This window comes from Corallococcus sp. AB011P (assembly GCF_003611605.1).
GTDB classification, from domain to species: Bacteria; Myxococcota; Myxococcia; order Myxococcales; family Myxococcaceae; genus Corallococcus; species Corallococcus coralloides.
In genome coordinates this window covers 19,650-42,843 of sequence record NZ_RAVX01000006.1, presented here as the reverse complement: position 1 = coordinate 42,843, position 23,194 = coordinate 19,650, and the positions used below count along the sequence as shown (strand labels likewise).

The following is a 23,194-nucleotide window of genomic DNA, read 5'->3' as shown; positions in this document are numbered from 1 at the left end:
GTATGGGATTGCCGCAGGCATGCTACCTTCCCGCGAGATGAAGCCCGCTTCCCGTTGTCCCCCGGCTGAGGGGGGTTCCCGCGGTACCGTTCGAGGGTCGGCTCCGACCACGGCAGGCATTGAGGCGCGGAGCTGATGCCTGGTGCGTGGCGCCGCCTGCTGACCTCCCTGGGGTTCTCATCCAAGGCCGTGGAACCGCCACTCCTGGAGGCGGAGGAGCTGGCCCGGTGGTACGCGGGGCTGGGGCTGAAGGAGCGGCTGGCGGTCAGCCGCAACCTGGTCAAGCAGGTGCGTGCGCCGCGAGCGCGCCGGGCTTCGTCGGCCCTCCCCGCCGTCGTCACCGGCAGGTTGATGTTCGAACAGGACGGGCCCCAGGGTCCCATTCCCCTGCATCACATCAAGCTCGAGCTGTGGGACCGGGACTTCGGCACGCCGGACGACTTCCTGGGCGAGGGCTTCACGGCCGCGGATGGTTCATTCACCATCCGCTACGACCCGGCGGACGCGGGTGAAGGAGACACGCCGGACCTGGAGCTGCGCTTCTTCGAGCCGCAGCACACGTTCCGCCAGGACGGCCGTGTGGTGGAGACCTGGAGGCGCATTGGTTCGGAGCGCGGACCGGACGATCACGTTGGACGGGAGCACGACTTCGGGACGCTGCGACTGCCCTACTGGGAATACGACCCGTCTACGCCGCTGGCGCGGTTGCTGGTGGTGGAGGAAGGCACCCCGCCAACGGCGTATGCGCCCGGCAGAGCCCTGGCGATGCTCAAGGCCGTCGCGCCCATCGAACTGGTGAAGCGGCAGCACCAGCTGCAGATCCGGCTGGGACAGGCGCCGAGCCTCGCGAGAATCCAGGCGGACTACCCGGAGACGATGACGGTCCGGATGGAGCGCGAGTCCCCGGGCTCCTCGAGGAGCGATGCGTGGTTCGGGGAGCGGCTGCTCAACGGGATGTTCTCCACCCTCCTGGACCGCGACCCGGAGGTGCCTGGGGACGACCAGGCCTTCCGGCTGTACCTGCCGTGGAATGCCTATGAGCAGGACGGCGTGCATTGCCTGCCGGACGTGGATCTCCGCCTCCGGCTGGTGGACGGCAGGCTGATGCCCCAGCGGATCATCCTGGGGATGCGGGAGCCCGGAGCGACGGCGCCCGGCTCACCGGTGACGCGGCGGACGTACACGCCCGCGGATGGCGCGGACTGGGAGGCTGCGAAGCGGATGGCGCGGGTAAGCGCGACGCTGGACGTGGAGCTCGGCAATCACCTGGGGCAGTGCCACTTCAACGTGGAGCAGTACGCCATCGCCGCGCACCGCAACCTGCGGCGCAATCCCTTGCGCTGGCTGCTCATGCCGCACCTGCGCGAAGTGGTGTTGATCAACCACGCCGCCAATGGGTTCCTGGTGGGGCCCACGGGATACATCACGCGGGCCAGTGCGCTGACGGAAGCAGGCATCCACCAGCGGCTGGAGCACCTGATGGGCAGCTATGACTGGAAGGGCTTCGCGCCCGCGGCTCCAGTCTGCGAGGGGCACCGCTACGCGCACGCGGGCCAGCTTTTCTGGAAGCTGCTCGGGGAGCACATCGACGCGTTCTTCGCGGAGCACGGCGCGGCGGTGGAGGCGCAATGGCAGGAGGTGCGCAGGTTCTCGGACGACCTCGTCACGCACTCCGCGCCAGCGTTCGTGTGCCGCTATCTGCGGGCGAAGGTGCCGGGGAAGGACGCGCCGTGGTTCGTGCGCTCGGAGCGAATGGACCTGGACGCGAAGGTCACGGAGCCGGCATCCAAGGCCGTGAGCGCGGTGACGCGGACGGAGACACCCCAGCCCGGTGAGGTGGAGGCGCTGAAGCACCTCTGCCGCTACGTCATCTTCTTCGCGACGTTCCGGCACGCCTGGGCGAACAACCTCCAGTGGGAGGACGCGGGAGAGGTCCTGTACTCGTGTCTGGGATTGCGCTGGGGCAAGGGCGGCGCGCTGTCCACCGAGGAAGACCTGGACGTCGCGCCGCCGCCTGACGCGGCGACGGAGATGCTGTGGATCTCATGGATGTTGTCCAAGACGAACTACGGCTTCATCCTGTCCAACGAAGAGGAAGACATGCATCCCCGGCTGCTGGAGCTGCTCCGGGCCCATGCCGCGGACTTCGCGGCCCTGGGCCTGGATGTCCGGACGGTCAGCTCCCGCATCAACATCTGAGCGGCATCAGTACGTCCAGGGGAACCGCTTGAAGTCGCGCTTGCGCTTTTGAACAAACGCGTCGCGGCCTTCCTGTGCCTCTTCCGTGCCGTATCCCAGACGCGTGGCCTCGCCCGCGAAGAGCTGCTGGCCCACGAGCCCGTCGTCCGGGAGGTTGAAGGCATACTTCAGCATCTTGATGGCCGTGGGGCTCTTGGTGTTGATCTCCGCCGCCCACTCCAGAGCCACCTTCTCCAGGTCCTTGTGCGGCACGGACTTGTTGATGGCGTTCATCTGGAACGCCTCGTCCGCCGTGTAGGCCTGGCCCAGGAAGAAGATTTCGCGCGCCCGCTTCTGCCCCACCTGCCGCGCCAGCAGCGCGCTGCCGTAGCCCGCGTCGTAGCTGGCCACGTCCGCGTCCGTCTGCTTGAACATCCCGTGTTCCTTGCTCGCGATGGTCAGGTCGCACACGACATGCAGGCTGTGCCCGCCACCCGCCGTCCAGCCCGGCACCACCGCCATCACCACCTTCGGCAGGAAGCGGATCTGCCGCTGCACCTCCAGGATGTGCAGCCGCCCCAGCCGCGCGGGGTCCGCCGCGTCCTCGCCGGGCTCGTACTTGTAGCCGTCCTTGCCGCGGATGCGCTGGTCGCCTCCCGAGCAGAACGCCCACCCTCCGTCCTTCGGCGACGGCCCGTTGCCCGTGAGCAGCACCACGCCCACGTCCGTCATGAACCGCGTGGCCTCCAGCGCCCGGGCCAGCTCGTCCACCGTCTTCGGACGGAACGCGTTGCGCACCTCCGGCCGGTTGAACGCGATGCGCACCGTGCCCTGATCCACCGCGCGGTGGAACGTGATGTCCTTGAACTTGTGGCCTTCCACCGGCTGCCAGCGGGACGCGTCAAAGAGGTCCGAGACCATGCGCAGTCTTGCTCCGAAATTGAGGGAGTGAACGGCCCGGAACCCTAGCGGTTTCCGCTCGGGGACGCCCGCGCTACCGTGCGCGCCATGTCCACGAGCCTGCTCGTCGTCCATGTCCACGTGCACGTGCTTCCCCAGCACGTCGACGCCTTCCTCCAGGCCACCCTCGCCAACGCCCGCGAGAGCGTGAAGGAGCCCGGCATCGCCCGCTTCGATGTCTGCCAGGACAACGAAGACCCCACCCGCTTCGTCCTCGTGGAGGCCTACCGCTCCCCGGACGCCCCCGCCGCGCACAAGGAGACCGCCCACTACCTCACGTGGCGTGACACCGTCACCCCCATGATGGCCGAGCCCCGCATCCCCCACCGCTACACCAACCGCTTCCCCGACGACGCGGCCTGGTGACATGCCCACCGCCCCCTTCGAGTTCGCCACCGCCACCCGCGTCCTCTTCGGCCCGGGCCGCGTCCAGGAAGTCCCCGACCTCGTGCGAGGACTCGGCGGGCGGAAGGTCCTGCTCGTCACCGGCACCAACCCTGCCCGCGCCGAACCCGTTCGCGCGGGGCTCGAACGGCTGGGCATCCCTTCCGCCTCCTTCCGCGTCCCGGGCGAGCCCACCGTCGAACTCGCGCGCGAAGGCACCGCCGCCGCCGTGGACTCCGGCTGTGACGCCGTGGTCGCCATCGGGGGTGGCAGCGCGCTCGACGCGGGCAAGGCCATCGCCGCGCTCGCCGCCAACGGGGGCGACCCGCTGGACTACCTGGAGGTCATTGGCCGGGGACAGGCCCTGACGAAGCCGTCACTGCCGTTCGTGGCCGTACCGACCACGGCGGGCACCGGCTCGGAGGTGACTCGCAACGCGGTGCTGGGCTCGAAGGAGGCCGGCGTGAAGGCCAGCCTGCGCAGCCCGATGATGCTCCCCCGCGTCGCCCTGGTGGATCCGGACCTGCTGGAGCATGCGCCCGCGGACGTGCTCGCGGCGGGCGGCCTGGACGCGCTGTCCCAGCTCATCGAACCGTTCCTGTCCATCCGCGCCCAGCCGCTCACGGACGCGCTCGCGCGCGAAGGCATGCAGCGTTCCGCGCGCTCCCTGCGCAAGGCGGTGCTGCACGGTCCCGGCCCGGCGGAGCGCGAGGACCTGGCCATCGCCAGCCTCTTTGGCGGCCTGTGCCTCGCCAACGCGGGCCTGGGCGCGGTGCATGGCTTCGCGGCGCCTTTGGGCGGGATGCTCGGCGCGGCCCATGGCGCGCTGTGCGCCGCGCTGCTCGGAGCCACGCTGGAGCTGAACCTGGAGGCGCTGCGCTCCCGTGCTCCGGACCACCCCGCCCTGCCCCGCTTCCGCGAGCTCGCGGTGCTGCTCACCGGCCAGTCCAACGCCCGCGCAGAGGACGGCATCCTCTGGGTGAAGGACCTGGTCCACGCCGTGCGCATCCGGGGCCTGCGGGACATGGGCCTCACCGACGCGGCCATCCCTGAACTTGTCACCAAGGCCCGCGCCGCCAGCAGCATGAAGGGCAATCCGCTTCCGCTCACGGACGCGGAGTTGACGGCGCTCGCCGAACGGTCGATGTGAGGACCCACCCATGAAACCCGCCGCCCTCGTCCCCGTGGTGCTCGAACGCCTTCGCGAGAAGTACCCCGGCGCGAAGTACGAGCTGAACTGGAACACGCCCTTCGAACTGCTGGTGGCCACCATCCTGGCCGCGCAGTGCACCGACGAGCGCGTCAACCGCGTCACCGCCGAGCTGTGGAAGAAGTACGACGGCCCCCAGGCGCTCGCGGACGCGGACACCGCGGAGCTGGAGGAGGACCTCAAGCCCACTGGCTTCTTCAAGCAGAAGACCAAGACGGTGCAGGCCGTGAGCCGCGCGCTGCTGGACGCCCACCAGGGCGAGGTGCCCCCGCGCATGGAGGACCTGGTGGAGCTGCCCGGCGTGGCACGCAAGACGGCCAACGTCGTGCTCAACACGGCCTTCAATCAGGCCTCCGGCGTCATCGTGGACACGCACGTGGCCCGCGTCAGCCAGCGCCTGGGCCTGACGAAGCAGGAGAAGCCAGAGGCCATCGAGACGGACCTGATGAAGCTGGTGCCCAAGGACGACTGGACCTTCTTCGGCCCCGCCGTGGTGCTGCACGGCCGCTACACCTGCGTGGCCAAGAAGCCCAAGTGCTCGGAGTGCCTGCTCAACGACGTGTGCCCCAAGCTGGGCGTGGCCTGAGCCGTCACATGTGCGCGAGCACCGCCAGCGTCAGCACCCAGTCCAGGCCGGCTTCGAGGAAGTAGTAGGTGGAGCCGTCCAGCGAGGTGCCGAACCCGGTGCCCAGGTGGCCCAGGGGCCCCGCGAAGAACTTCATGCCCAGCTCGGCCCCCAGGTTGATGGGGGTGCGCCGCGAGGACGAGTCATCCAGGTACGGGCCCACCAGCGCCCGGCCATAGGGCGCGAACCAGTTCGTCACGAAGTGCTGGTAGCCCACGGTGGCGTTCAGCGACACCTGGTTCGGGCCCAGGCCCACGTTGGCGCCCAGCGTCAGCCGCCGCGCCTTGAGCCCCATGGGCTGCACGTTCACGTCCAGCGCCATGCCCATGCCGCCGTCGAACGGGACGCGCCAACCCAGCGCGAACTCCGTCGTCGACTTGTCGATGGAGAGCGCCTCGTAACGGAAGTGCGCCGCACCCGCCATGTCCCCGCGCGCGTCCTGGAGGTCCGCGAGCGCCAGCGTGGCCTCCTCCGAATCCTCGTCATACGCCTTGCGCAGCGGCGGCTCCGCGCCGTCCAGGTCGCCCCTCGACAGCCGGTCCTTGCCCTGTGACAGGCAGGCGGACGAGGAGCCCATCGCGCACGCAAGCCCCAGGGCGCGGTCCGCCTCCTCCGTCCGGTTGTCCACCTGGAGCTGCTTCGCCCAGGTCTCGCAGGCCCAGGCGCTCCCGCCGTCGCACTTCTCCTCCAGGGTGGGGACGCGCGTCATCTCGGTCGTCGTCACGCACGCCACCGTCAGCAAGCACGGCAACAGGCACGACACACGGAGCAGGGACTGAAAGGGACCACGGAGGGCTGGGGCCGCAACCATGGTCCACATTCAAACACACCGCCGGGCCGCGGCGTGTCCGGCGCGTTGCGTCTTTCAGCGTTCTTCCAGCGGCCCTTCCCCGTCGTGGATGACGCCCGGGTTGCGGCCGATGTCCGGCCCGTCCCCGCTGCGCTCGTCGGCCTTCTGCTCCTCGGAGGCCGTGTTACCCGAGCCGCCCACGCCTTCCCGGAATCCGTCAGCGGCCTCGCGGCTGGACTCGCTGAGGCTCTCCGCGGCCCGGCTGGCGCCGTGCTGGACGTCCTTGGCGGCCTCGCCTACCTCCTGGCCGACCTGACGGGCGTTCTCGTTGACGGCCTGCTGTTGGCGCTCATTGCAGCCGGCCGTAAAGCTCACGGTTCCAATCACACCCAGCACGACGAGCCCGTTGAAGCGGCGTGTCCACATGGTCGTCTCCCCGAGGGTCCCGGCCCTCTGGCGTGAAACGTAGGCACGCCTGCGCCCCAACGAAGGCCTGGCTTCCCTCCCGGAAGGGCTCGGGGCGCCGCTTGCCTGTCAGCCCCCGGCCGCCCGGGCCTTGCGGAAGGACTCCGGGGACGTGCGCCACCAGCGCTTGAAGGCGCGATGGAAGGCGGCCGGATCCGCGTACCCCAGCAGGAAGGACACCTCCGCGATGGACATGCGCCGCTGGAGGTAGACCTGGGAGAGCTCGCGCCGCAGCGCCTCCACGATGCCCGCGTAGGTGCGGCCCTCCGCCGCCAGCTGGCGCTGCAACGTGCGGGATGGAACGCGCAGGGCCCTCGCCACCGCGACGAAGGAGAAGTCGCCTCCCGCCAGCGTCCTCCGCACCTGTTCCCGCACGCGGTCCGACAGGGTGTCCGCGACGGGCAGCCGATCCAGGGCGCGGCGCGCATGGTGTTCGAACACGGCGTTGAGCAGCGCGTCCGCGTGGACGAAGGGCCGGTCCGCGTCCCCGGCGGAGAACTCCAGGTCGTTCGCGGGAGCGTTGAACTCCAGAAGACAGCCGAAGAGGGCCTCGTGTTCACGCAGGTCCGAGGGCGCCGCATGGACGAAGCGCGCGCGCAGGGGCCGCACGTCCGCGCCGGTGAAGACGCGCACGCCCGTGGCCAGCTGCACCAGCGCCACCTCCGCCAGGTGCCGGTGCGCGGTCCGCCACGAGGGGCCCACGGGTGTGAAGCGCATTCGCACACCACGCGGCGTGTCCTCCATGACGAAGCGCTCGCCGTCGCCCCAGACACGCTGGTAGCGGCAACCGCGAGCCATGGCCTCGCGGAGGTTGGCGCTGGTGAGGATGACGAGCGACGCGGGGTCGTCCGCGTCCATCACGTCCATGCCCGCCATGTGCAGCCCCAGGTTGTCATCCCCGGTGAGCGACACGGCCCGCTCCAGGATGTCGTCCAGCACGGCATAGGGGATGCGCGCTTCAGGGTCGCCCAGGTCCGCCCACCGCAGCCCCACCTCCTCGCAGAGCCGTTCCGCGGGAACGCCGCGCTTCGCCGCCGCGAGCAGCCCCTGCCGTGCCAGGCGCGCGGAGAGCGAAGGAGGAGCGGAGGACGCCACGGTCAGGGACGCTAGCGACCGCCTGGCGCGGGCGGCAAGCCGTTCTGGCGCCGGCGGTCAGTGCATCCCACCCACGTGGGCGGCACCTTGTCCCGCATGGACTCCACCGCCACCGAGCCCCCCGCCCTGCTGCCCCGCCTGCACCTGTTCGAGCTGATTGATCAGCCCTGGTATCCGCGCGCGGTGCGCAACCTGTCCACGGACTACCTGCACACGGTGGCCACGCGGATGGGCATGTTCGACGCGGCGACGGACGTGCTCGCGAAGGGGCTCCAGGCGTCCGGTACGGACACGCTGGTGGACCTGGGCTCCGGCGGCCAGGGGCCCGTGCCCCGCCTGCAGCGGCTGCTGGAGGCCCGCCACGGATTGAAGACGCGGGCGGTGCTCACGGACCTGTACCCCAACGCGGAGGCCACCGAACGGGCACGAGCGGAGGGCGCCACGTACCTGCCCCGGCCCGTGGATGCGCGACAGGTGCCAGAGGACCTGCGCGGCATGCGCACGCTCTTCAACGCCCTGCACCACTTCCGGCCGGAGGAGGTGCGCGAGGTGCTGGAGGACGCGCAGCGGCGAGGCGAAGCCTTCGCGGCCTTCGAGGTCGTGCACCGCACGCCGGGCGGAGTGCTGGGCACGCTGCTCGTGCCACTGCTGGTGCTGCTCTTCACGCCGCTCATCCGGCCGCTGACGCCGCTGCGCCTGCTGCTTACCTACGCGGTGCCGGTGGCGCCGCTGGCACTCGCGTGGGACGGGCTGGTGTCCACGCTGCGGGCCCACCGGCCGGAGGAGCTGAAGGCCCTGACGCGGAGCCTTCAGCGCCCCGGCTACACGTGGGAAGTGGGCGTGGTGCGTGAGAAGGGCAAGGGCGCCGTCACCTATGTTCTCGGGATGCCGGGCGCGGAAGGTCTCGATGCGGGCTGACACCTCCCAGCGCGTGCTCGTGTCCCGCACCGGGTCCAGCCTCAGTCCGCCGTCTCTTCATCCGAAGGGGTCGGCTCCTGAGGGAACTCCTCTTCGGGCTCGTAGGCGTCGCTCTCATCCATCCCCGTCTCATCCTCGGCGGGTTCGGCGCTGCGCTCGTCCTCGTCCGTCGGCTCTTCTTCAGGGTCGAAGGCATCCCGCTCGTCCAGCCGTGGCCCTCCCAGGAGGGGGGCGTGGACGGTCGCGGGCTTGTCGAACCGCAGACGGACTGGCGCCTTCTCCGGCTTCGACTCGCATCCCCGCGCATCGAGGAACAGCTCCAGCGCAACCACCTCGTCCCATCGCTGGCTGTCCACGAGTTCGACCCTCTCGGTGAAGGTCTTCGTCGCCCCGGCCGCCAGGCTGCGCATGCTCAGGTTGTTCGCCAACACGGAGGCCCTGTCCTCGCTCACGTCCTCGTCCTCTCCATACCCCTGGACGCAGACCTGGGCATTGATGCGCCGCCTGCTCACGTTCTTCAGCGTGTATCGGAGTTGGTACTCGTCGCCTTCGCCGCCCTGCCACAGCGTGACGCCGGACAGCTCCATTTCTCCCGGCTCCAGCATTCCTGGCCGTCGCGGTGCCGGCGCGTCCGCGGAGGCGGGCTCTCCCGTGGCACGCAGTCGCAACGGCTCGCTGGCCTCCTGGAAGTCGGCCCCCTCGCAGCGCCTCCCCCTGACCGTGTACAGCAGCACCGTCAGGACCGAATCCCAGTGCTCCTCCGGCAGGTAGATGTTGTCGTTGAAGACGTCGTCCGTGCCGCCCTTCACGGTGATGCTTCCCAGGTTCCGCTCATGGGTGACGAAGCCCATCTCGTCGAGCAGCGCCAGGCAGGACTCCCCACGTCCCTGCGCCGTCCCGGGGTTGGTGAGCGTGTACGTGACGTTCACGAAGTACGGGTTCCGCTTGAGCGTCACCCCGGAGAACTTCAGCGGCTTCGCCACCTTCGCCACCGGCTTCGTTTCCAGGACACCCGCCTGGGCCATGGCCACCACGCCCGCGTCCACCGGCGCGCTCGCCTGCGGCTGTTCCTTCTTGCAGCCCGCCCCACACAGCGCCGCGCTCCCCACGAGCCACGCGCACAGGGTCCGCACCCGCCAGTCACTCCGCATCATGCTGAACCTCTTCACTGCCGGCCTTCACCGGGAGGGTGACGGGATGACCCGGACCGCCTACCCCTTCCGACATCACGCAGCCATGGGGGCCCACGAAGTAGCGCAGCACCGTCGCCTCCTCCCAGTGTCTGGCGCGATGAAAGGTGACGGCGACCGTCTGGGTCGACGAAGCCTTGGGGGCCAGGTCGAACTCCCCGGCATCGACCTCTTCCAAAGCGCGTGAGCCCTCTTGCGCGTAGGCCCGCAGGCACCCCGACCCGGAGGCCCGGTGGTCACTCACGTTCTTCACCGTGAAGGTGAGCGAGGGGCCCGCCGGAGTCCCGGTCTGGCGCAGCTGGAGGCCGGACACCTCGAAGTCCTCCGGCGCCGACTCCGGGGGTGGATCCGGCAGCGATAGGTCCGCGGGCACGGGGGCTCCCGTCGGGAGCATCCGGAAGGGCTCACTCGCCGGCTTGAGGGGAGTGTCGGAGCAGTAGTCGTTGGACGCCGTCGTGAAGAGCCTCAAGGAGCGGACCTGGTTCCACTGCAGGTCGTCCACGTGCGTCTGGTCCTCGAACGTGTCCTCCAACCCGCCCTTCACGGTGATGCTCCCCAGCCACCGGACCTCGATGGCCAGGTCATGCGCGTCGAGCAGCATCAGGCACACCTTCTCGCGCCCCTGCGCCGTGCCCGGGTTGGTGAGCGTGTAGGTCACGGTCACGTCGCCGTCTTCCACGCGCTGGAGCCCCACGTTCGAGAAGCGCAGCGGCCTTGCTCCTTGCGCCACACTCCCCGCGTCCGGAAGGCCCGCGTCCACCGCCACCACGCCCGCGTCCACCGGCGCGCTCTCAACGGGCTGTTCCTTCTTGCACCCCGTGGCCCACGCCACCGCGAGCCCCAGGAACAGCACGCCCCACGCGTGCCCTCGCCGCTGATCACTGCGCGTCATGAAGCCCCCTCCACTGCACTCTTCCGTCGGGGTTTCATATGGGACACCGCCACGGCGCGGCAAGGCAGCCCCCCTTCGCGCGTGCTTGACGCGGCAGGGCCGGAGCGCTCGGATGCGCGGCACCTATGCCCACTCCCAAGCTGCTCACCCGCGCGGAAGCCACCGACTACCAGGAAACGTCCCGCAGCGCCGACGTGGTTGCCTTCGTCGACGCCCTCTGTGCCCAGACGAAGCTCGCGAAGCGCGTGGACTTTGGCCAGAGCGGTGAAGGTCAGCCGCTCATGGCGCTCATCCTCAGCGACCGCAACTGCTTCACGCCGGAGCTGGCGCAGAAGCAGAAGAAGATCGTCGTGATGGTGGAGGCCAACATCCACGCCGGTGAGGTGGAGGGCAAGGAGACCCTCCAGGCGCTCGCGCGCGACCTCACGCTCACGTCCCTGGGCAAGAAGCTGTTGGACCGGCTGTGCCTCGTGTTCGTCCCCAACTTCAACCCGGACGGCAATGATCGCATCAGCAAGGGCAACCGCGCGTTGGATTTGAAGAACCTGGAGGGCCAGGTGAACCCGCCCGGTGGCGTGGGCATGCGCTACACGGGCGAGGGCTGGAACCTCAACCGCGACAACATGAAGCAGGAGGCGCCGGAGACGCGCGCCATGGCCAAGCTGTACCAGACGTGGTGGCCGCACCTCTTCGTGGACTGCCACACCACCGACGGCAGCATCCACGGGTTCGATCTCACCTTCGACATCCCGCACGGCAACGCGGACCTCATGCACATGTCGCGGGACTTCAACCGCGAGCTGGCCGAGCGCGTGTCCGCCGCCGTGAAGAAGAAGCACGGCTTCGACAGCTTCTGGTACGGCAACTTCCTCAAGGAAGGCGACCCGACCTCCGGCTGGCACACCTACCCCGCGCTGCCCCGCTTCGGCAGCCATTACCGGGGCCTGCTGGGCCGGCTGGACGTGCTGCTGGAGACCTACAGCTACATCGACTTCCCCCGCCGCTGCGCCGTCATCCGCGCGTGGGTGCTGGAGCTCATCCGCGACGCCGCCCGCTACGCGAAGGACTACCGCACCGCCACTTCCTTCGAGGAGGCCGCCATCATCGCGCGCGGCAAGTCCCCTGACGCGAAGGAATGGGTGGGCATCAACTTCGGCGTCGCCCAGCGCGACGCGGAAGGGGCGCTGGTGTTCGACTACCCGGCCTACGTGCTGGGCAAGGACATCGCCGCCATCAACTCCTTCGACGAGGCCAGCATCCAGGCGCGCCGCTACCCGGGCAAGCGCAAGAAGGTCTACAAGACGCCGCACTACCGCACCTTCGTGCCCACGCAGTCGGTGAGCACGCCGTCCGCGTACCTGGTGCCCGCGTCGCTCGCGTCCCGGCTGGAAGGCCACGGCATCCGCTTCGAGAAGCTGGCCAAGGCGCAGCGCTTCCAGGTGGACAGCTACCGCATCGCCCGCCGCGAGCAGACCTTCAGCCCGGACGTCGCCGCCAACGTGCCGCCGCCCGGCCAGGATGAAGTCCCCTTGAGCCAGAAGCCCAAGCCAGTGCGCTTCGAGACCATCCTCACCGTGGCCCCCGAGCGCTCCGAGCGCGAGTTCCCCGCCGGCACCCTCAAGGTCCCCACCGACCAGCGCACGGGCACGCTCATCACCTACCTGCTGGAGCCGCACTCGGACGACGGCTTCTGCCGCTGGCAGTTCCTGGACGACAGCCTCACGGTGGGCGAGCTGTACCCCATCCACCGCGTCGTGGAGGCCACGCGCCCCCCCCTGAAGGTGGAGTAGGCAGTACACCGCCGGACGCCTTCTCGCCCCCGGGTTTGTCAGTCCCGGGGGCATTGGCCCTAGACTGGAGCCCGCAGGACCCGCGGAGACGGTGCGGGGGGCACGCGGGAGGCCCCGGATGGCTGGCATGCGGCAAACGCCCCGAGGCACGCGCCTTCCGGGGCGCACAGGCGTAGCGCGCGTCTGGGGACTCGTGGCCCTGGCCCTCTGTATGGCCCTGGGCTTCGTCGCCATGCGCGTCTGGAAGCAGCGAGGCGCCGGGCCGGAGACGCCCGCGCTGTGGCTCGCGGACGCGACCCACCGTCCCCTGGAGGTGCGGCTGAGCCTCCCCGCCTCGGACGTGTACCGCCCCCATGCGCCTCCCCGGCGGGACGCGCTGGCCCCGCCGGTGCCCCTGGGCGCGCTGTCCCGCCTGGAGGAGCGCGGCGACGCGCACGGCGTGGGCGTCAGCTACCTCTTGCATGGCGACACGGAGCAGGGGCTCGCGTACCTCAAGCGCGCGTCGCCCTCGCTGGACCGCGACAGTGACCTGGCCGCCGTCGCCATCCTGCGCGGCCACTCCGACGAAGCCCTGACCCTGCTGGACGCCACGCTGGAGGCCATGCCCGAGCACCCGCAGGCGCGCTGGAACCGCGCCGTGATGGCGCGCGAGCTGGGGCTGACGCTCCTCTCCGCCACGACGTTCGAAGCGGTGGCCGCGAAAGGTGAGCCCGGCTGGAGCGACGAGGCGCGCGAGCAGGCGCGGACGCTGCGCGCCCGGTTCCAGGCCCGGGCGGACGCATGGAAGGCCACGCGCGAGGCCTTCCACGCCCGGCTGCGCTCGCCCCAGGCGCCCCTGCCGGTGGAGGCCGCGGCCCGCTTCCCGGGCCTGGCGCGCGAGTCGTTCTACGAGCTGCTGGCGACCTCGGAGAGCTCCGGACAGGTGGAGGCCCTGCTGCCGCTCGCGGGGGTGCTGGACCACGCGGCCGGCGGAGGCGCCGTGCTGGAGAACACCGTGCGGCGGAGGGCGGTGCTGGACTTCGCGCGCCGGGCGCCGCTCGCGCGCGAGTACGCGAAGCTGGTTCAAGACACGCACCCCAACCCCGCGAGCCTCATCGAGCGGCTGCGCCAGGAGCCCACGGCGAAGGACCTGCTGCTGGGCGCGCTGCTGCGCACGCCGGGCGTGGCGCGCACGCACGAGGAGCTTCGCGCCCTGACGGTGGGAGAGACGGATCCCTGGATCCTCTCGCGCGTGGAGCAGGAGGCCGCGCGGCTGGACGACCTGTCGGGACAGGGGACGCAGGCCGGGGACCGGCTGCGGGAGGCGCTGGGCGAGTGCCGCGCGAAGAAGCTGCCCTTGCGCTGCGTGGACCTGCTCATCCGGTTGAGCAGCCGCGCGACCGCGTCGAACCGGCTGGTGGAGGGTGAGGAGTCCGCGAGGGCCGCGTGGCAGGAGGCCGCCGCGCTGGGCGAATGGGAACGCGAGGGCGCGGCGCTGGTGATGCTGGCCAACGCGACGCGCTTCCAGGTGCGGGTGGCGCTCTCGCGCGCCTATCTCACCGAGTCCCTGGCCCGTCAGCCCGACGACTGCGTGGCGCGCACCCTGGCGCACCGCAACCTGGCCTCGCTGGCGCTGATGCGCTTCCGTCCCCAGGAGGCTCGGCAGGAGCTGGAGGCGTCGCTGGCGTGCGGACAGACGCCCGGGCTCCAGGGCGCGTGGATCCTCGCGGACCTGGCGCGGCTGGCGCCCCGTCCGTCCGACGAAGCGCTCCTGATGGCGGAGCTGGCACGCGTGAGTCCACTCCGGGAGAACGCGGGGCGGCGCGTGCTGGCCACGCTCATCCGGGGACGCTTCGCGGTGGACCGAGACTGGCGCGAGGGCCAGCGGGTGCTGCGGCAGACCATCGCGGAGGCGGAGCCGCTCCTGCGGGTGAACGCGGATGCGCGCGACGCCAGGGCAGTGGCCTTCCAGACGCTCGCGGTGAGCGCGGGCCACGCCGGGGCCTTCCAGGAGGCCATGGCCGTGGTGGCCGAAAGCCTCCAGGTGCCCGTGCCGGAGGACTGCGTGCTGGCGGCGGCGGTGGAGGCGGAGCGCACGGTGACGGTGGTGCGCGGTCCACGGGGACAGGTGCAGGGCCACTATGACGCCTCGCGCACGGTGCCCCTGCGCGATGACCTGACGGGGCTGGTGCCCGGCGAGCTGGTGGAGTTGCTGCGCGACTGTCCCCGCGTGGCGGTGCTGGCCGCGCCGCCCCTGGACAGCCGCGCGGGCCTCCTGCCAGCGGACCTGGCCTGGAGCTACCGGGTCGGCACGGGCGTCCCCGCGACGTCCCCCGCGAAGCCGCCCCTGCACGTCGTGGTGTCGGATGTGGAGCCGCCCCTGACGCTGAAGCTGGCGCGGCTGCCCTCGGCGGCGGAAGTGGACCTGGCGGGAGCGCAGCGGCTCTTGCGGCTCAAGGGCGCGCAGGCCACGCCCGAGCGCGTGCTGGAGGCGATGGAACAGGCCACGGACATCGACATCCACGCGCACGGCGTGGTGGACCGCGCGCTGTCGGACGCCACGGTCATCGCGCTGTCGCCGCAGCAGGACGGCCGCTATGCGCTCACCGCGGAGGAGCTGCGCCGCCGGCATCTGGACGGCGCGCCCCTGGTGGTGCTGGGCGCATGCAGCGCGGCCCGCCTTCCGCCCATCCTGCATGAGACGTCATCGCTGCCGCAGGCGTTCGTCGCCTCCGGAGCGCGGGCCGTCTTCGCCGCCACGGCGGAGATCCCCAACGACGCGGGCGCCTTCTTCCGAGCGGTGCGCGAGCGCATCCAGTCCGGCGAGGAGCCCTCCCAGGCGCTGCGAGCCGAGCGCCTCGACTGGCACAAGAAGCAACCCCACATGCGCTGGGTGGACAAGGTGCTGCTGTATCAGTAGCGCCCGCGTCCCTCAGTCGCGAGGAGGCAGCGGCGAAGGCTGGGGCTCCGCGTCGGCGTCCCACGTCACATTTGGTTCCGGCAGCGCGAAGGCCTCGAACGAGATTGCGACGCCGCCGTCTGGCGCACTGAAGCCGTACCACCAGCCCACCGGCAGCAGCAGCCACTCTCCCGGAGACAGCGTCACGTCCAGGCGCAAGGGTGCATCGCCAGACCCCGTCACGCGCCGCAACTCGAACGCCGGGACCAGTTGGAGCCGCCGCTCCCCGTGCACCTGCGCCAGCAGCACGTTGCGCCGCGCCGCGCGCAGGGGAACTTCCGCGCCGGCCGGCTCCCACCACAGGCGGGGCTCGCACGCACGAGCGTCCTCCGCCGTGAAGCCCCGAAGCGGCGTCAGCCCCCGGGCCAGGACCTCCAGCCGCGAGTCCTCGAACAGGGGCACGCAGCACGCGTATCTCGCCTCGCGCTCACCCAACAGCGCGGCCACCTTCGCGGGGCTCCAGGCCTCCGGCTCCAGTGGCGCGCTCCATTCCGCGCGCAGCACGACGGGCAGGTTGTCGAAGTAGTAGCGCTCGAAGAACGCGGCGGGCGTCAGCGCGTCATGCCGGTCCACGCGCGGCGGTCCTTCCGTCTGCTGGAACAGCTCCGCGTATACGTCCAGCAGCCCCTCCAGCTTCCGCTGCATGCCCACCGCTCGCAGCGCGCCCGCGACGAAGGGCTCCTGCTGCTCCACCTCCACTGCCCGCCGCGCCTGCTCCGCCGCCACCCCGGCCTTCTCCAGCGACGCCACCAACTCCTTCGGCGACGCACCACGCACCAGGTTCTCCACCAGCCACCGCCGCCACTCGGGTGTCAGCGGCGAGGTCTCCGCCTCCACTTCGCGCGAAGCTCTCATCGGTGCTCCTCCGGAGGCGTGGCGCCCAGCCAGCCCTCCCGCCAGCAGGTGTTCATCCCAGGTGTCTCTTCGAAGCTCACGAACGTCACCGACAGGCTCGGCTCCACGGCCCGCAGCGCGTGCCACCACCCCACCGGGATGAAGAGCGTGTCCCCCGGCCCCACCTCCACCGTGTGCAACGCCACCCGGGCGAAGTCCGGGAAGCGCTCCAGGTCCGGCGCCAGCACGTCCACCGCGCTGTAGAAGCCGCGCACGTTGGACATCCAAGGCGTCTCCCACGACGGCGCCAGCCACACCTGCTTGCGCCCCCATACCTGGCAGAACAGGACGTTGAGGTGATCATGATGCAGGTTGGACAGCGTCCCCGCCGGCCCCAACCATAGATGCACGCGGTCGGGCCCGTGCAGGTCCGGATGGATGTAGCCCTTTGGCGCACGCAGGTCCTCCAAGAGCGGCCGGAACGCGTCACGCAAGAGCAGGCTGTTTCGAGCCACCAGATACATGTCGTTCGCCGGCGCACCGTCGAACCGTGCCAGCAATTCCCGCAGCGGCACGTCCCGGCGCAGGCGGTCCGCGTGCAGGTCCGGCATCTCCTGGGCGTCGCGCCCCGCCATCACCTCCACCGTCTCGTCACCGAAACGCTCGGCCATCCACGCGGGCGTCCACCGCGTCCGCGCCGGCCAGTCCTCCATCAAGCCTTCAATGACAACCGGCCGGTTGCGCCGATAATACTCATTGAAGAATTCCGCTGGAGCCAGCCGGGACCGCCGCTCCACGCGCGGCGAGGGCAATGCCTGTCGTCTCGACACCGACCGCGTCCCCAGCAGCGATTCGAGCAATCCCAGACGTGTCGTGAATTCACGCGCCCGCATCACCGCCGGGTGTGTCTCCGCGGCCCGAATCGTTTCCCAGACAACCTCTGGCGCGATTCCCACCGCCTCCAGACGGGCCGCGAGGCGCGCTGAAGGCACCCCACGCGCAAGGTTCTCCGCGAGCCACGTTCTCCATACAGGGGGGAGGGAAGACGTCATCGCCAGCCCCCTTGAATCGGGCTGAACCTTTTGGGTCGTCCACATCCACCCCGAGCGGACTCCATGACGCCTCCCGAGAACTCATACAGAATCGTCCCGAACCCCAATCCCCCGTCTGACCCCGCGCAGGAGGAGCTCAGCCGGAAGCGGACGTCTGAAACCCCGCCGCCCACGCCGCCGCCGTCCACACCGCCCCTTCCTGAAACGCCGAAGGACGAAAACCTCAACGGCTGACGCAAGCCATTGAAGCGGTGGGCACACCTCAACCGAAGGTGTGCCACCGCGCGTTTCCGCCCGGCACCTCCAGCGACTGGAACGTCAGCGACACGCTCACGTCCAGCGCGAGCACCTGGTGCCACCAGCCCACGGGGATGAAGAGCATCTCCCCCGGGCCCACCACCACCTCGTGCACATGCGCGGTGGCGAAGTCCGGGAAGCGCTCCAGGTCCGGCGCCGCCGCGTCCACCGGGCTCCACACGTGCTCGCGGTTGTACAGGCGAGGCGTCTCGAACGACGGAACCAACCAGAAGCGCTTGCGCCCGTGGACCTGGCAGAACAGCACCGAGTCCACGTCATGGTGCAGCGCCGTGTGCGTGCCCGCGGGCCCTACCCACAGCTTGAGGCTCCCGTGCTGCCGCTTCGGGTACACGAAGCCCGGGGCCGGCCGCAGGTCCTCCAGCAGCCCCCGCAGCTCCGGCCGCTCCAGCGCGAAGTTGCGCGCGGTGAGGTACAGGTCGTTGGACGGCCCGCCGTGCTCCAGCCGGTGGAGGAAATCCGAAAGCTTCATCACCGTGCGGCACGCATCCGGTGACATGTCATGGTCCGCGCGGGCTTCGCGGCCCGTCATGACCTCCACCTCCACGTCACCGTAGTCCCGCGCCAGGGCTTCCGGCCGCCAGCGCTCCAGCAGCGGCCAGCCCTCCAGGAAGTCCTCCAGGACGACGGGCCGGTGCGCGCGGTAGTAGCGGGCCTGGAACTCCTCCGAGGACACGCCCCGCCGCCGCTCCACCGTCCGGCGGGACTGCGCATGCAGCGACGCGCGCACGTCCAGGAGCGACACCACCTCCGCCCCCAGCGTCCCGCGCGAGCCACCGGCCTCCACCGCCGGGTGCCGTCGCGCGCGAGCCACCTCCGAGCGCGCCTCTTCCGGAGCCACCCCTCCGGCGACCAGTGCCCGGGCCAGCGCCTCCTCAGGCACGCCCCGCAGCAGGTTCTCCGACAGCCACGCATCCCACGAGGGTGACAGGGCCATGGCCCCACTCTAGGCCACCCGCGAAGCGGCACGGAACGGGGGCCCTCTCCCCACATGCCCTACAGGGTGAGCGCGCCCTTGAGGCCCAGGACGATGATGTTGCGCGCGTCCTCGTCACCGCCGGGGCGGATGTATTGGAAGTTGGGCCGCAGCACGAGCCACGGCGTCGCATGGAGGCTGTAGTACAGCTCGCCCAGGTACTCCGTGCGAGGGATCGGCGTGCCGGGGTCCTGCGCCTGCTTTTGCCGCTGCGCGGTGACGTAGCGCCCGTTGGAGTGCGTGGCGCCCAGCGCGAAGCCCACGTCGTCATCCGCCCGGCCGAACACGCCCGTGTAGCCCAGGCCCAGCGTGTACTGGCCGTCCAGCGTGGAGGTGTCCAGGTCCGTGTGCGTCAGGCGGACGAAGACGTTGAGGCCCTGCGCCTCGTTCTCCGAGCCCGCCACGTGCGTGAGCTGCTGGCGCGCGACGAAGTAGATGCCGTAGCGCCCTTCGCGCTCCACGCCGTCCAGCAACACGTCGGGCGCGTTGGACGTGTCGTACCAGACGCCCACCTTGTAGAGCCCCTCCAGCCGGTCACCGTGGAACTTCGGGTTCCAGCCCAGCTCCAGCGGCAGCATCACGCCCGTCGCCCCGTTGAAGCGCCCCAGGTAGAAGGCCTCCTCCAGGTTGCGAGGGTTCATCTCGTACGCGGCCAGCTGCACGTACGCCACCTTCGCCAGGTCCACGCGCAGCCGGGTGGCCCACTGGCTCACCGGCCAGTTGAACCAGTAGTTGCCCACGATGTTGCCGGGCTGCGCGCCGCAGAAGGACAGGTTCTGGAAGTCGCAGGGGAAGTCCGCGCTGTCCTCGCCCACCGTCATGCGCCCCAGCTTCAGGTGCACCCGCTCGCCCCAGAAGAGCTGATCCCACCAGAGCTGCGTGAGGCGCCCCACGTTGCCGCGCCCGTACACCTCCTGCACCAGCTGGAGGTTCCCCAGCTCCATGTCCGCGTTCAGGTTGTTGCCGTTGCGGTGCGTGAACGTGAACTGGAAGGTGCCGCCCTTGAGCCCGGCCAGCTTCTCCAGGTCCAGGCCCAGCCCCACGTTGAGCTGGCCTGCCTGCCGCAGCGCGTGTCCCTTGCCGCCGCGCGCGTTGAAGGCGAGCTCCGTCACGTAACGGATCTGGATCCCCACGCCCAGTTCGTAGAGAAACCCGCGCATCCCGCCCCAGCCACCGGTGAGGCCGGGGGGCATCTTCGTCTCGGCAGCGAAGGCCGGCCCCGCGCACAGCAGGGCCCACGCCAGCACCCACGCCCCGAACGCCCGTCCCCGCATCGCGCCCGCTCCCTCGCACGCCACGGGTCTCCAATGGCCACGGCCACCAGGATGTCCAGCCGTTCCGAGGGGCTGTCCGTCGGCTTCCAGCCACTCCCCCAGGCCGTTCGAAGGACCCGAGGTGCGGCGAGCAACGAAAGCAGCGCGCCGGGAGTGTCCTCCTCCCGGCGGGACGTGACTGACTACTTCTGCGGCAGCGGCACCGAGCGCACGTGCAGCTCGCGCAGCTGCTTCTCGTCCACGTCGCCGGGGGCGCCCGTCATCGTGTCCGTGCCCGTCTTCGTCTTGGGGAACGGAATCACGTCGCGCAGCGACTCCGCGCCGGTGAGCAGCATCACCAGGCGGTCCATGCCCAGCGCGATGCCGCCGTGCGGGGGCGCGCCGAACTTGAGCGCGTCCAGCAGGAAGCCGAACTTCACGCGCGCCTCCTCCTCCTGGATGCCCAGCGCCTTGAACACCTCGCTCTGCACCTTCGGGTCATGCAGGCGGATGGAGCCGCCGCCGATCTCGAAGCCGTTGAGCACCACGTCGTAGCGGTGGCACTTCACGCGGCCGGGGTCGGTCCCCAGGTACTGCACGTCCTCGTCGTGCGGACGGGTGAAGGCGTGGTGCGCCGCCGCCCAGGTGTTCGTCTCCTCGTCGTACTCGAAGAGGGGCGGGTTCACCACCCAGAGGAACTTCCACTGGCCGCCGCTGCCGTACTCGGGGATGAGGCCCAGCTTCTTCGCCACGTGCACGCGCAGGTTCGCCATCACCGTGTGCACCAGCGACTCGCGGCCGAACTGGAACAGGATGAGGTCGCCCGTCTTCGCGTTCACGGCCTGGTTGATGGCCTGCCGCAGCGCCGGCGTAATCGTCTTGGACAGCGGGGACTGGGTCCACTCACCGCCCTCGCCCACCTTCGCGCGCGCCAGACCCTTGGCGCCCGCCTGCTTCGCGAAGTCCTCCAGCTTGTCGCTCTCCGCGCGGGACAGCGCCTTCTCCGCCGGGACGACCATCGCCTTGACGATGCCCTTGTCCTGCACCGCGTCCCACATCATGGGCACGCCGCCCGCGGCGCCGTGCTCGCGGATGAGGTCCGTGAGCACCACGTGCTCCAGCCCGAAGCGCAGGTCCGGCTTGTCGTTGCCGTACTTCGCCATGGACTCGTAGAAGTCCATGCGCATGAAGGGCGTCGGGATGTCGATGCCCAGCACCTCGCCCCACAGCTTCTTCAGCAGCCCCTCGATGATGGTGAAGATGTCGTCCTGGGTGACGAAGCTCATCTCCACGTCGATCTGCGTGAACTCCGGCTGCCGGTCCACACGCAGGTCTTCGTCGCGGAAGCACTTCACGATCTGGAAGTACCGGTCGAAGCCCGCGACCATGAACAGCTGCTTGTACAGCTGCGGGCTCTCCGCCAGCGCGTAGAACTTGCCCGGGTTCAGGCGGCTGGGGACCAGGAAGTTACGAGCGCCGCCCGGCGTGTACTTGCCCATGAAGGGCGTCTCCAGCTCCAGGAAGCCGTTGCCCGCCATGTACGAACGCGCGAGCGTGTTCATCTTCGAGCGCGTCATCAGCGTCTTCTGGAGCGGCCCGCGGCGCAGGTCCAGGTAGCGGTGCGCCAGGCGCTTCTCCTCGGACGTCTCCACGTTGTCCTCGATGAGGAACGGCGTGGGCTCCGAGCGGTTGAAGATGGTCAGGTCCGAGGCCTTCACCTCGATCTCGCCCGTCTTCATCTTCGGGTTCACGTTCTTGCCGCGCGACAGCACCTTGCCCTTGATGCCGACGCAGTACTCCAGGCGCAGGTGGCCGGCCGTCTCATGGGCCTCCTTGCTGTCCGGCTCGAACACCACCTGGGTAAGCCCTTCGCGGTCCCGCAGGTCGATGAACACCGCGCCGCCGTGGTCGCGGCGGTTGTGCACCCAGCCGAAGAGGACCACTTCTTCGCCAACGTTCGCGGCCGTGAGCTGACCGCACGTATGGGTACGCTTGACCTCGGAAATGAACGGGACCGCCATGGAGACCGCCTGCGTTTGGTTCGGGAAGGAAGGCCGGGCACCATAGCGGATCGTGGAAACGACGCGTCAAGGAATCCATGGCCCGAGCGCCCTCGTGTTTTCACCGCCATCTCCCTCGGAAGACAGGCGCATGAGCAGGCAGGCGCGCACGTCCCCGCAACCCGGAATCGGATCCGGTGTTGAAGCCTCCATGCAGGGGGACCTGGAAACCCGCCGCCGGCCCGGAGGCGTGCCCACGCGCGCGTCCACGTGCGCCGGCCTGGTGCTGCTGGCGCTGTTGGGGGCGCGCACGGCCAGGGCGGAAGCAGCGGACAGCTCCGTCACGCTCGAGGCGAGCGGCGGCCACGGCTATGCCTTGTGGAGGCTGCTGGGTGACGTGGGCGTGGGGGAAGCGACCTTCCTCACGCTGGGCTACACCGGCGTGCGTCCGGAGTCCGGCACCGCGGCCCCCCATCAGCTCTCCGTGGGCATGGACCACCTCGCGGGCGAGCACTGGCTCCTGTCCGGCGCAGTCAGCCTGGGCCTGTCCAAGGCCTCGGACACGGAGCTGACCCAGGAGCGCCCCCGCCTCAACGTCCCCGGCCTCACCGCCCGGACGGGCCAAGGAAGCCAGGCGGTGCAGCTGGGCGCGGCCTGGGACTCGGCGGGCTTCGGCACCTGGGAGTACGGCCTGGACGCGGGCGTGGGCGTCAGCCGCAATCCACTGCGCCGACAGCTGCTCACCGTCTCCGACGGCGCCGCCACGGAGCGCTACGCCCAGGAGGACATCCTCTGGTCGGCCCGGCCCACGCTGGGCGCGCGGCTCCTCTGGAAGGGACAGTGGGAGCTGGGGCTGCGCGGGGGCTACGCCTTCTACAGCGAGGATCCGCTCACCGCGGGCCAGTTCACCGACGCGGAGACGGAGACGCTGGAGGCCCAGTTGGAAGGCCGCGTGGCCGCGCGCAGGGCCCTGGCGGGTCTGCGCCGCCGCCAGCTGCGCGACCTGGGCGCGGCCGTGGCGCGGCGCCTGGGCGAGGTCAACGCCACCACCGGCTTCCCCTCCGCTCCGGTCCGCTGGGACGTGAAGCCGTCCCTCTCCTGGCGCATCACCCCTGCCCTCCGGGGCCAGCTGTCCTACGCCTTCATCCGGTACGTGCCGGGTGAGGGCGTGGCCCACGTGGTGGCCACCCGGTGGACGGTGCGCCCGGGCGACGCGGTGCGGCTGTGGGCCTCCGTGGCCCTCCAGCGGGACGTGCCGGAGGACCTGCCTCCGGAGACCTCCGGACTGCTCACACTCGGAGGGGAATACACGTTCTGAGCGGTCCGGAG

The 23,194-nt window shown here is 70.4% G+C and carries 19 protein-coding genes; 8 read left to right on the top strand and 11 right to left on the bottom strand.

Annotated elements, in window-relative coordinates:
- The first annotated feature begins 189 nt into the window (after nt 1-189).
- Entirely contained in the window at nt 190-2,199 is a 2,010-nt protein-coding gene (locus tag D7X30_RS18305; RefSeq protein WP_233591638.1) for a lipoxygenase family protein, read from the top strand.
- 6 nt (nt 2,200-2,205) lie between these two features.
- Here D7X30_RS18305 and D7X30_RS18300 read toward each other — a convergent pair whose 3' ends face one another.
- Nucleotides 2,206-3,099: a 1,4-dihydroxy-2-naphthoyl-CoA synthase gene (locus D7X30_RS18300; protein ID WP_120564234.1), complete on the bottom strand. Its 894-nt coding sequence runs from the start codon at nt 3,097-3,099 to the stop codon at nt 2,206-2,208.
- Nucleotides 3,100-3,186: 87 nt separating this feature from the next.
- Between D7X30_RS18300 and D7X30_RS18295 the strand changes: the two genes are divergently transcribed.
- The 3 genes from D7X30_RS18295 to nth are packed head-to-tail and all read left to right on the top strand — an operon-like array spanning nt 3,187 to nt 5,318.
- Nucleotides 3,187-3,504 (top strand): putative quinol monooxygenase, encoded by a 318-nt coding sequence (locus tag D7X30_RS18295; protein ID WP_120564233.1) that lies wholly within the window; start codon nt 3,187-3,189, stop codon nt 3,502-3,504.
- Between the two features lies 1 nt (nt 3,505).
- A complete protein-coding gene (locus D7X30_RS18290) occupies nt 3,506-4,672 on the top strand; it encodes an iron-containing alcohol dehydrogenase (RefSeq protein ID WP_120564232.1) in 1,167 nt (388 codons plus the stop codon).
- Between the two features lie 10 nt (nt 4,673-4,682).
- Entirely contained in the window at nt 4,683-5,318 is a 636-nt protein-coding gene (nth, locus tag D7X30_RS18285) for an endonuclease III (RefSeq protein WP_120564231.1), read from the top strand.
- Between the two features lie 4 nt (nt 5,319-5,322).
- Here the strand turns inward: nth and D7X30_RS18280 are convergent, their stop codons facing one another.
- From D7X30_RS18280 to D7X30_RS18270, 3 genes are all read right to left on the bottom strand, one after another.
- Nucleotides 5,323-6,081, bottom strand: coding sequence for a hypothetical protein (locus tag D7X30_RS18280; RefSeq protein ID WP_147443233.1), 759 nt, complete (start codon nt 6,079-6,081; stop codon nt 5,323-5,325).
- Nucleotides 6,082-6,222: 141 nt separating this feature from the next.
- On the bottom strand, nt 6,223-6,573 hold the full coding sequence (locus tag D7X30_RS18275; RefSeq protein WP_199724401.1) for a hypothetical protein: 351 nt from the start codon (nt 6,571-6,573) through the stop codon (nt 6,223-6,225).
- Nucleotides 6,574-6,681: 108 nt separating this feature from the next.
- Nucleotides 6,682-7,707, bottom strand: a complete 1,026-nt coding sequence (locus tag D7X30_RS18270; protein WP_120564229.1) for an AraC family transcriptional regulator — start codon at nt 7,705-7,707, stop codon at nt 6,682-6,684.
- A 60-nt stretch (nt 7,708-7,767) separates the two neighbouring features.
- Here D7X30_RS18270 and D7X30_RS18265 point away from each other — a divergent pair, with 60 nt between their 5' ends.
- Nucleotides 7,768-8,625 carry a hypothetical protein gene (locus D7X30_RS18265; RefSeq protein ID WP_233591637.1) on the top strand — a complete coding sequence of 286 codons (858 nt, stop codon included), beginning with the start codon at nt 7,768-7,770 and terminating at the stop codon, nt 8,623-8,625.
- A 41-nt stretch (nt 8,626-8,666) separates the two neighbouring features.
- On the opposite strand, the gene D7X30_RS18260 is transcribed toward D7X30_RS18265, so the two are convergent.
- The gene (locus tag D7X30_RS18260; protein ID WP_120564228.1) at nt 8,667-9,779 is read right to left on the bottom strand and encodes a hypothetical protein; all 1,113 of its coding nucleotides are present in this window, start codon (nt 9,777-9,779) and stop codon (nt 8,667-8,669) included.
- Nucleotides 9,766-10,707 carry a hypothetical protein gene (locus D7X30_RS18255; protein ID WP_120564227.1) on the bottom strand — a complete coding sequence of 314 codons (942 nt, stop codon included), beginning with the start codon at nt 10,705-10,707 and terminating at the stop codon, nt 9,766-9,768. Before D7X30_RS18255 ends, D7X30_RS18260 begins: the two co-directional genes overlap by 14 nt.
- A gap of 125 nt (nt 10,708-10,832) precedes the next feature.
- Here D7X30_RS18255 and D7X30_RS18250 point away from each other — a divergent pair, with 125 nt between their 5' ends.
- Both D7X30_RS18250 and D7X30_RS18245 read left to right on the top strand, forming a co-directional pair.
- Nucleotides 10,833-12,497: a M14 family metallopeptidase gene (locus tag D7X30_RS18250; protein WP_120564226.1), complete on the top strand. Its 1,665-nt coding sequence runs from the start codon at nt 10,833-10,835 to the stop codon at nt 12,495-12,497.
- 193 nt (nt 12,498-12,690) lie between these two features.
- Complete coding sequence (locus tag D7X30_RS18245) at nt 12,691-15,396, top strand: CHAT domain-containing protein (protein WP_147443232.1); 2,706 nt, start codon at nt 12,691-12,693, stop codon at nt 15,394-15,396.
- 12 nt (nt 15,397-15,408) lie between these two features.
- Here D7X30_RS18245 and D7X30_RS18240 read toward each other — a convergent pair whose 3' ends face one another.
- The 5 genes from D7X30_RS18240 to aspS form a co-directional block, all read right to left on the bottom strand.
- Nucleotides 15,409-16,290 (bottom strand): hypothetical protein, encoded by an 882-nt coding sequence (locus tag D7X30_RS18240; RefSeq protein WP_147443231.1) that lies wholly within the window; start codon nt 16,288-16,290, stop codon nt 15,409-15,411.
- A complete protein-coding gene (locus tag D7X30_RS18235) occupies nt 16,287-17,066 on the bottom strand; it encodes a cupin-like domain-containing protein (protein WP_233591667.1) in 780 nt (259 codons plus the stop codon). Before D7X30_RS18235 ends, D7X30_RS18240 begins: the two co-directional genes overlap by 4 nt.
- Nucleotides 17,067-17,583: 517 nt before the next feature.
- Nucleotides 17,584-18,573, bottom strand: a complete 990-nt coding sequence (locus tag D7X30_RS18230; RefSeq protein ID WP_120564223.1) for a cupin-like domain-containing protein — start codon at nt 18,571-18,573, stop codon at nt 17,584-17,586.
- Between the two features lie 59 nt (nt 18,574-18,632).
- Nucleotides 18,633-19,910 carry a carbohydrate porin gene (locus D7X30_RS18225; RefSeq protein WP_147443230.1) on the bottom strand — a complete coding sequence of 426 codons (1,278 nt, stop codon included), beginning with the start codon at nt 19,908-19,910 and terminating at the stop codon, nt 18,633-18,635.
- Nucleotides 19,911-20,068: 158 nt separating this feature from the next.
- Complete coding sequence (aspS, locus tag D7X30_RS18220) at nt 20,069-21,886, bottom strand: aspartate--tRNA ligase (protein WP_120564221.1); 1,818 nt, start codon at nt 21,884-21,886, stop codon at nt 20,069-20,071.
- A gap of 190 nt (nt 21,887-22,076) precedes the next feature.
- Between aspS and D7X30_RS18215 the strand changes: the two genes are divergently transcribed.
- Nucleotides 22,077-23,183: a hypothetical protein gene (locus D7X30_RS18215; protein WP_120564220.1), complete on the top strand. Its 1,107-nt coding sequence runs from the start codon at nt 22,077-22,079 to the stop codon at nt 23,181-23,183.
- Nucleotides 23,184-23,194 lie beyond the last annotated feature (11 nt).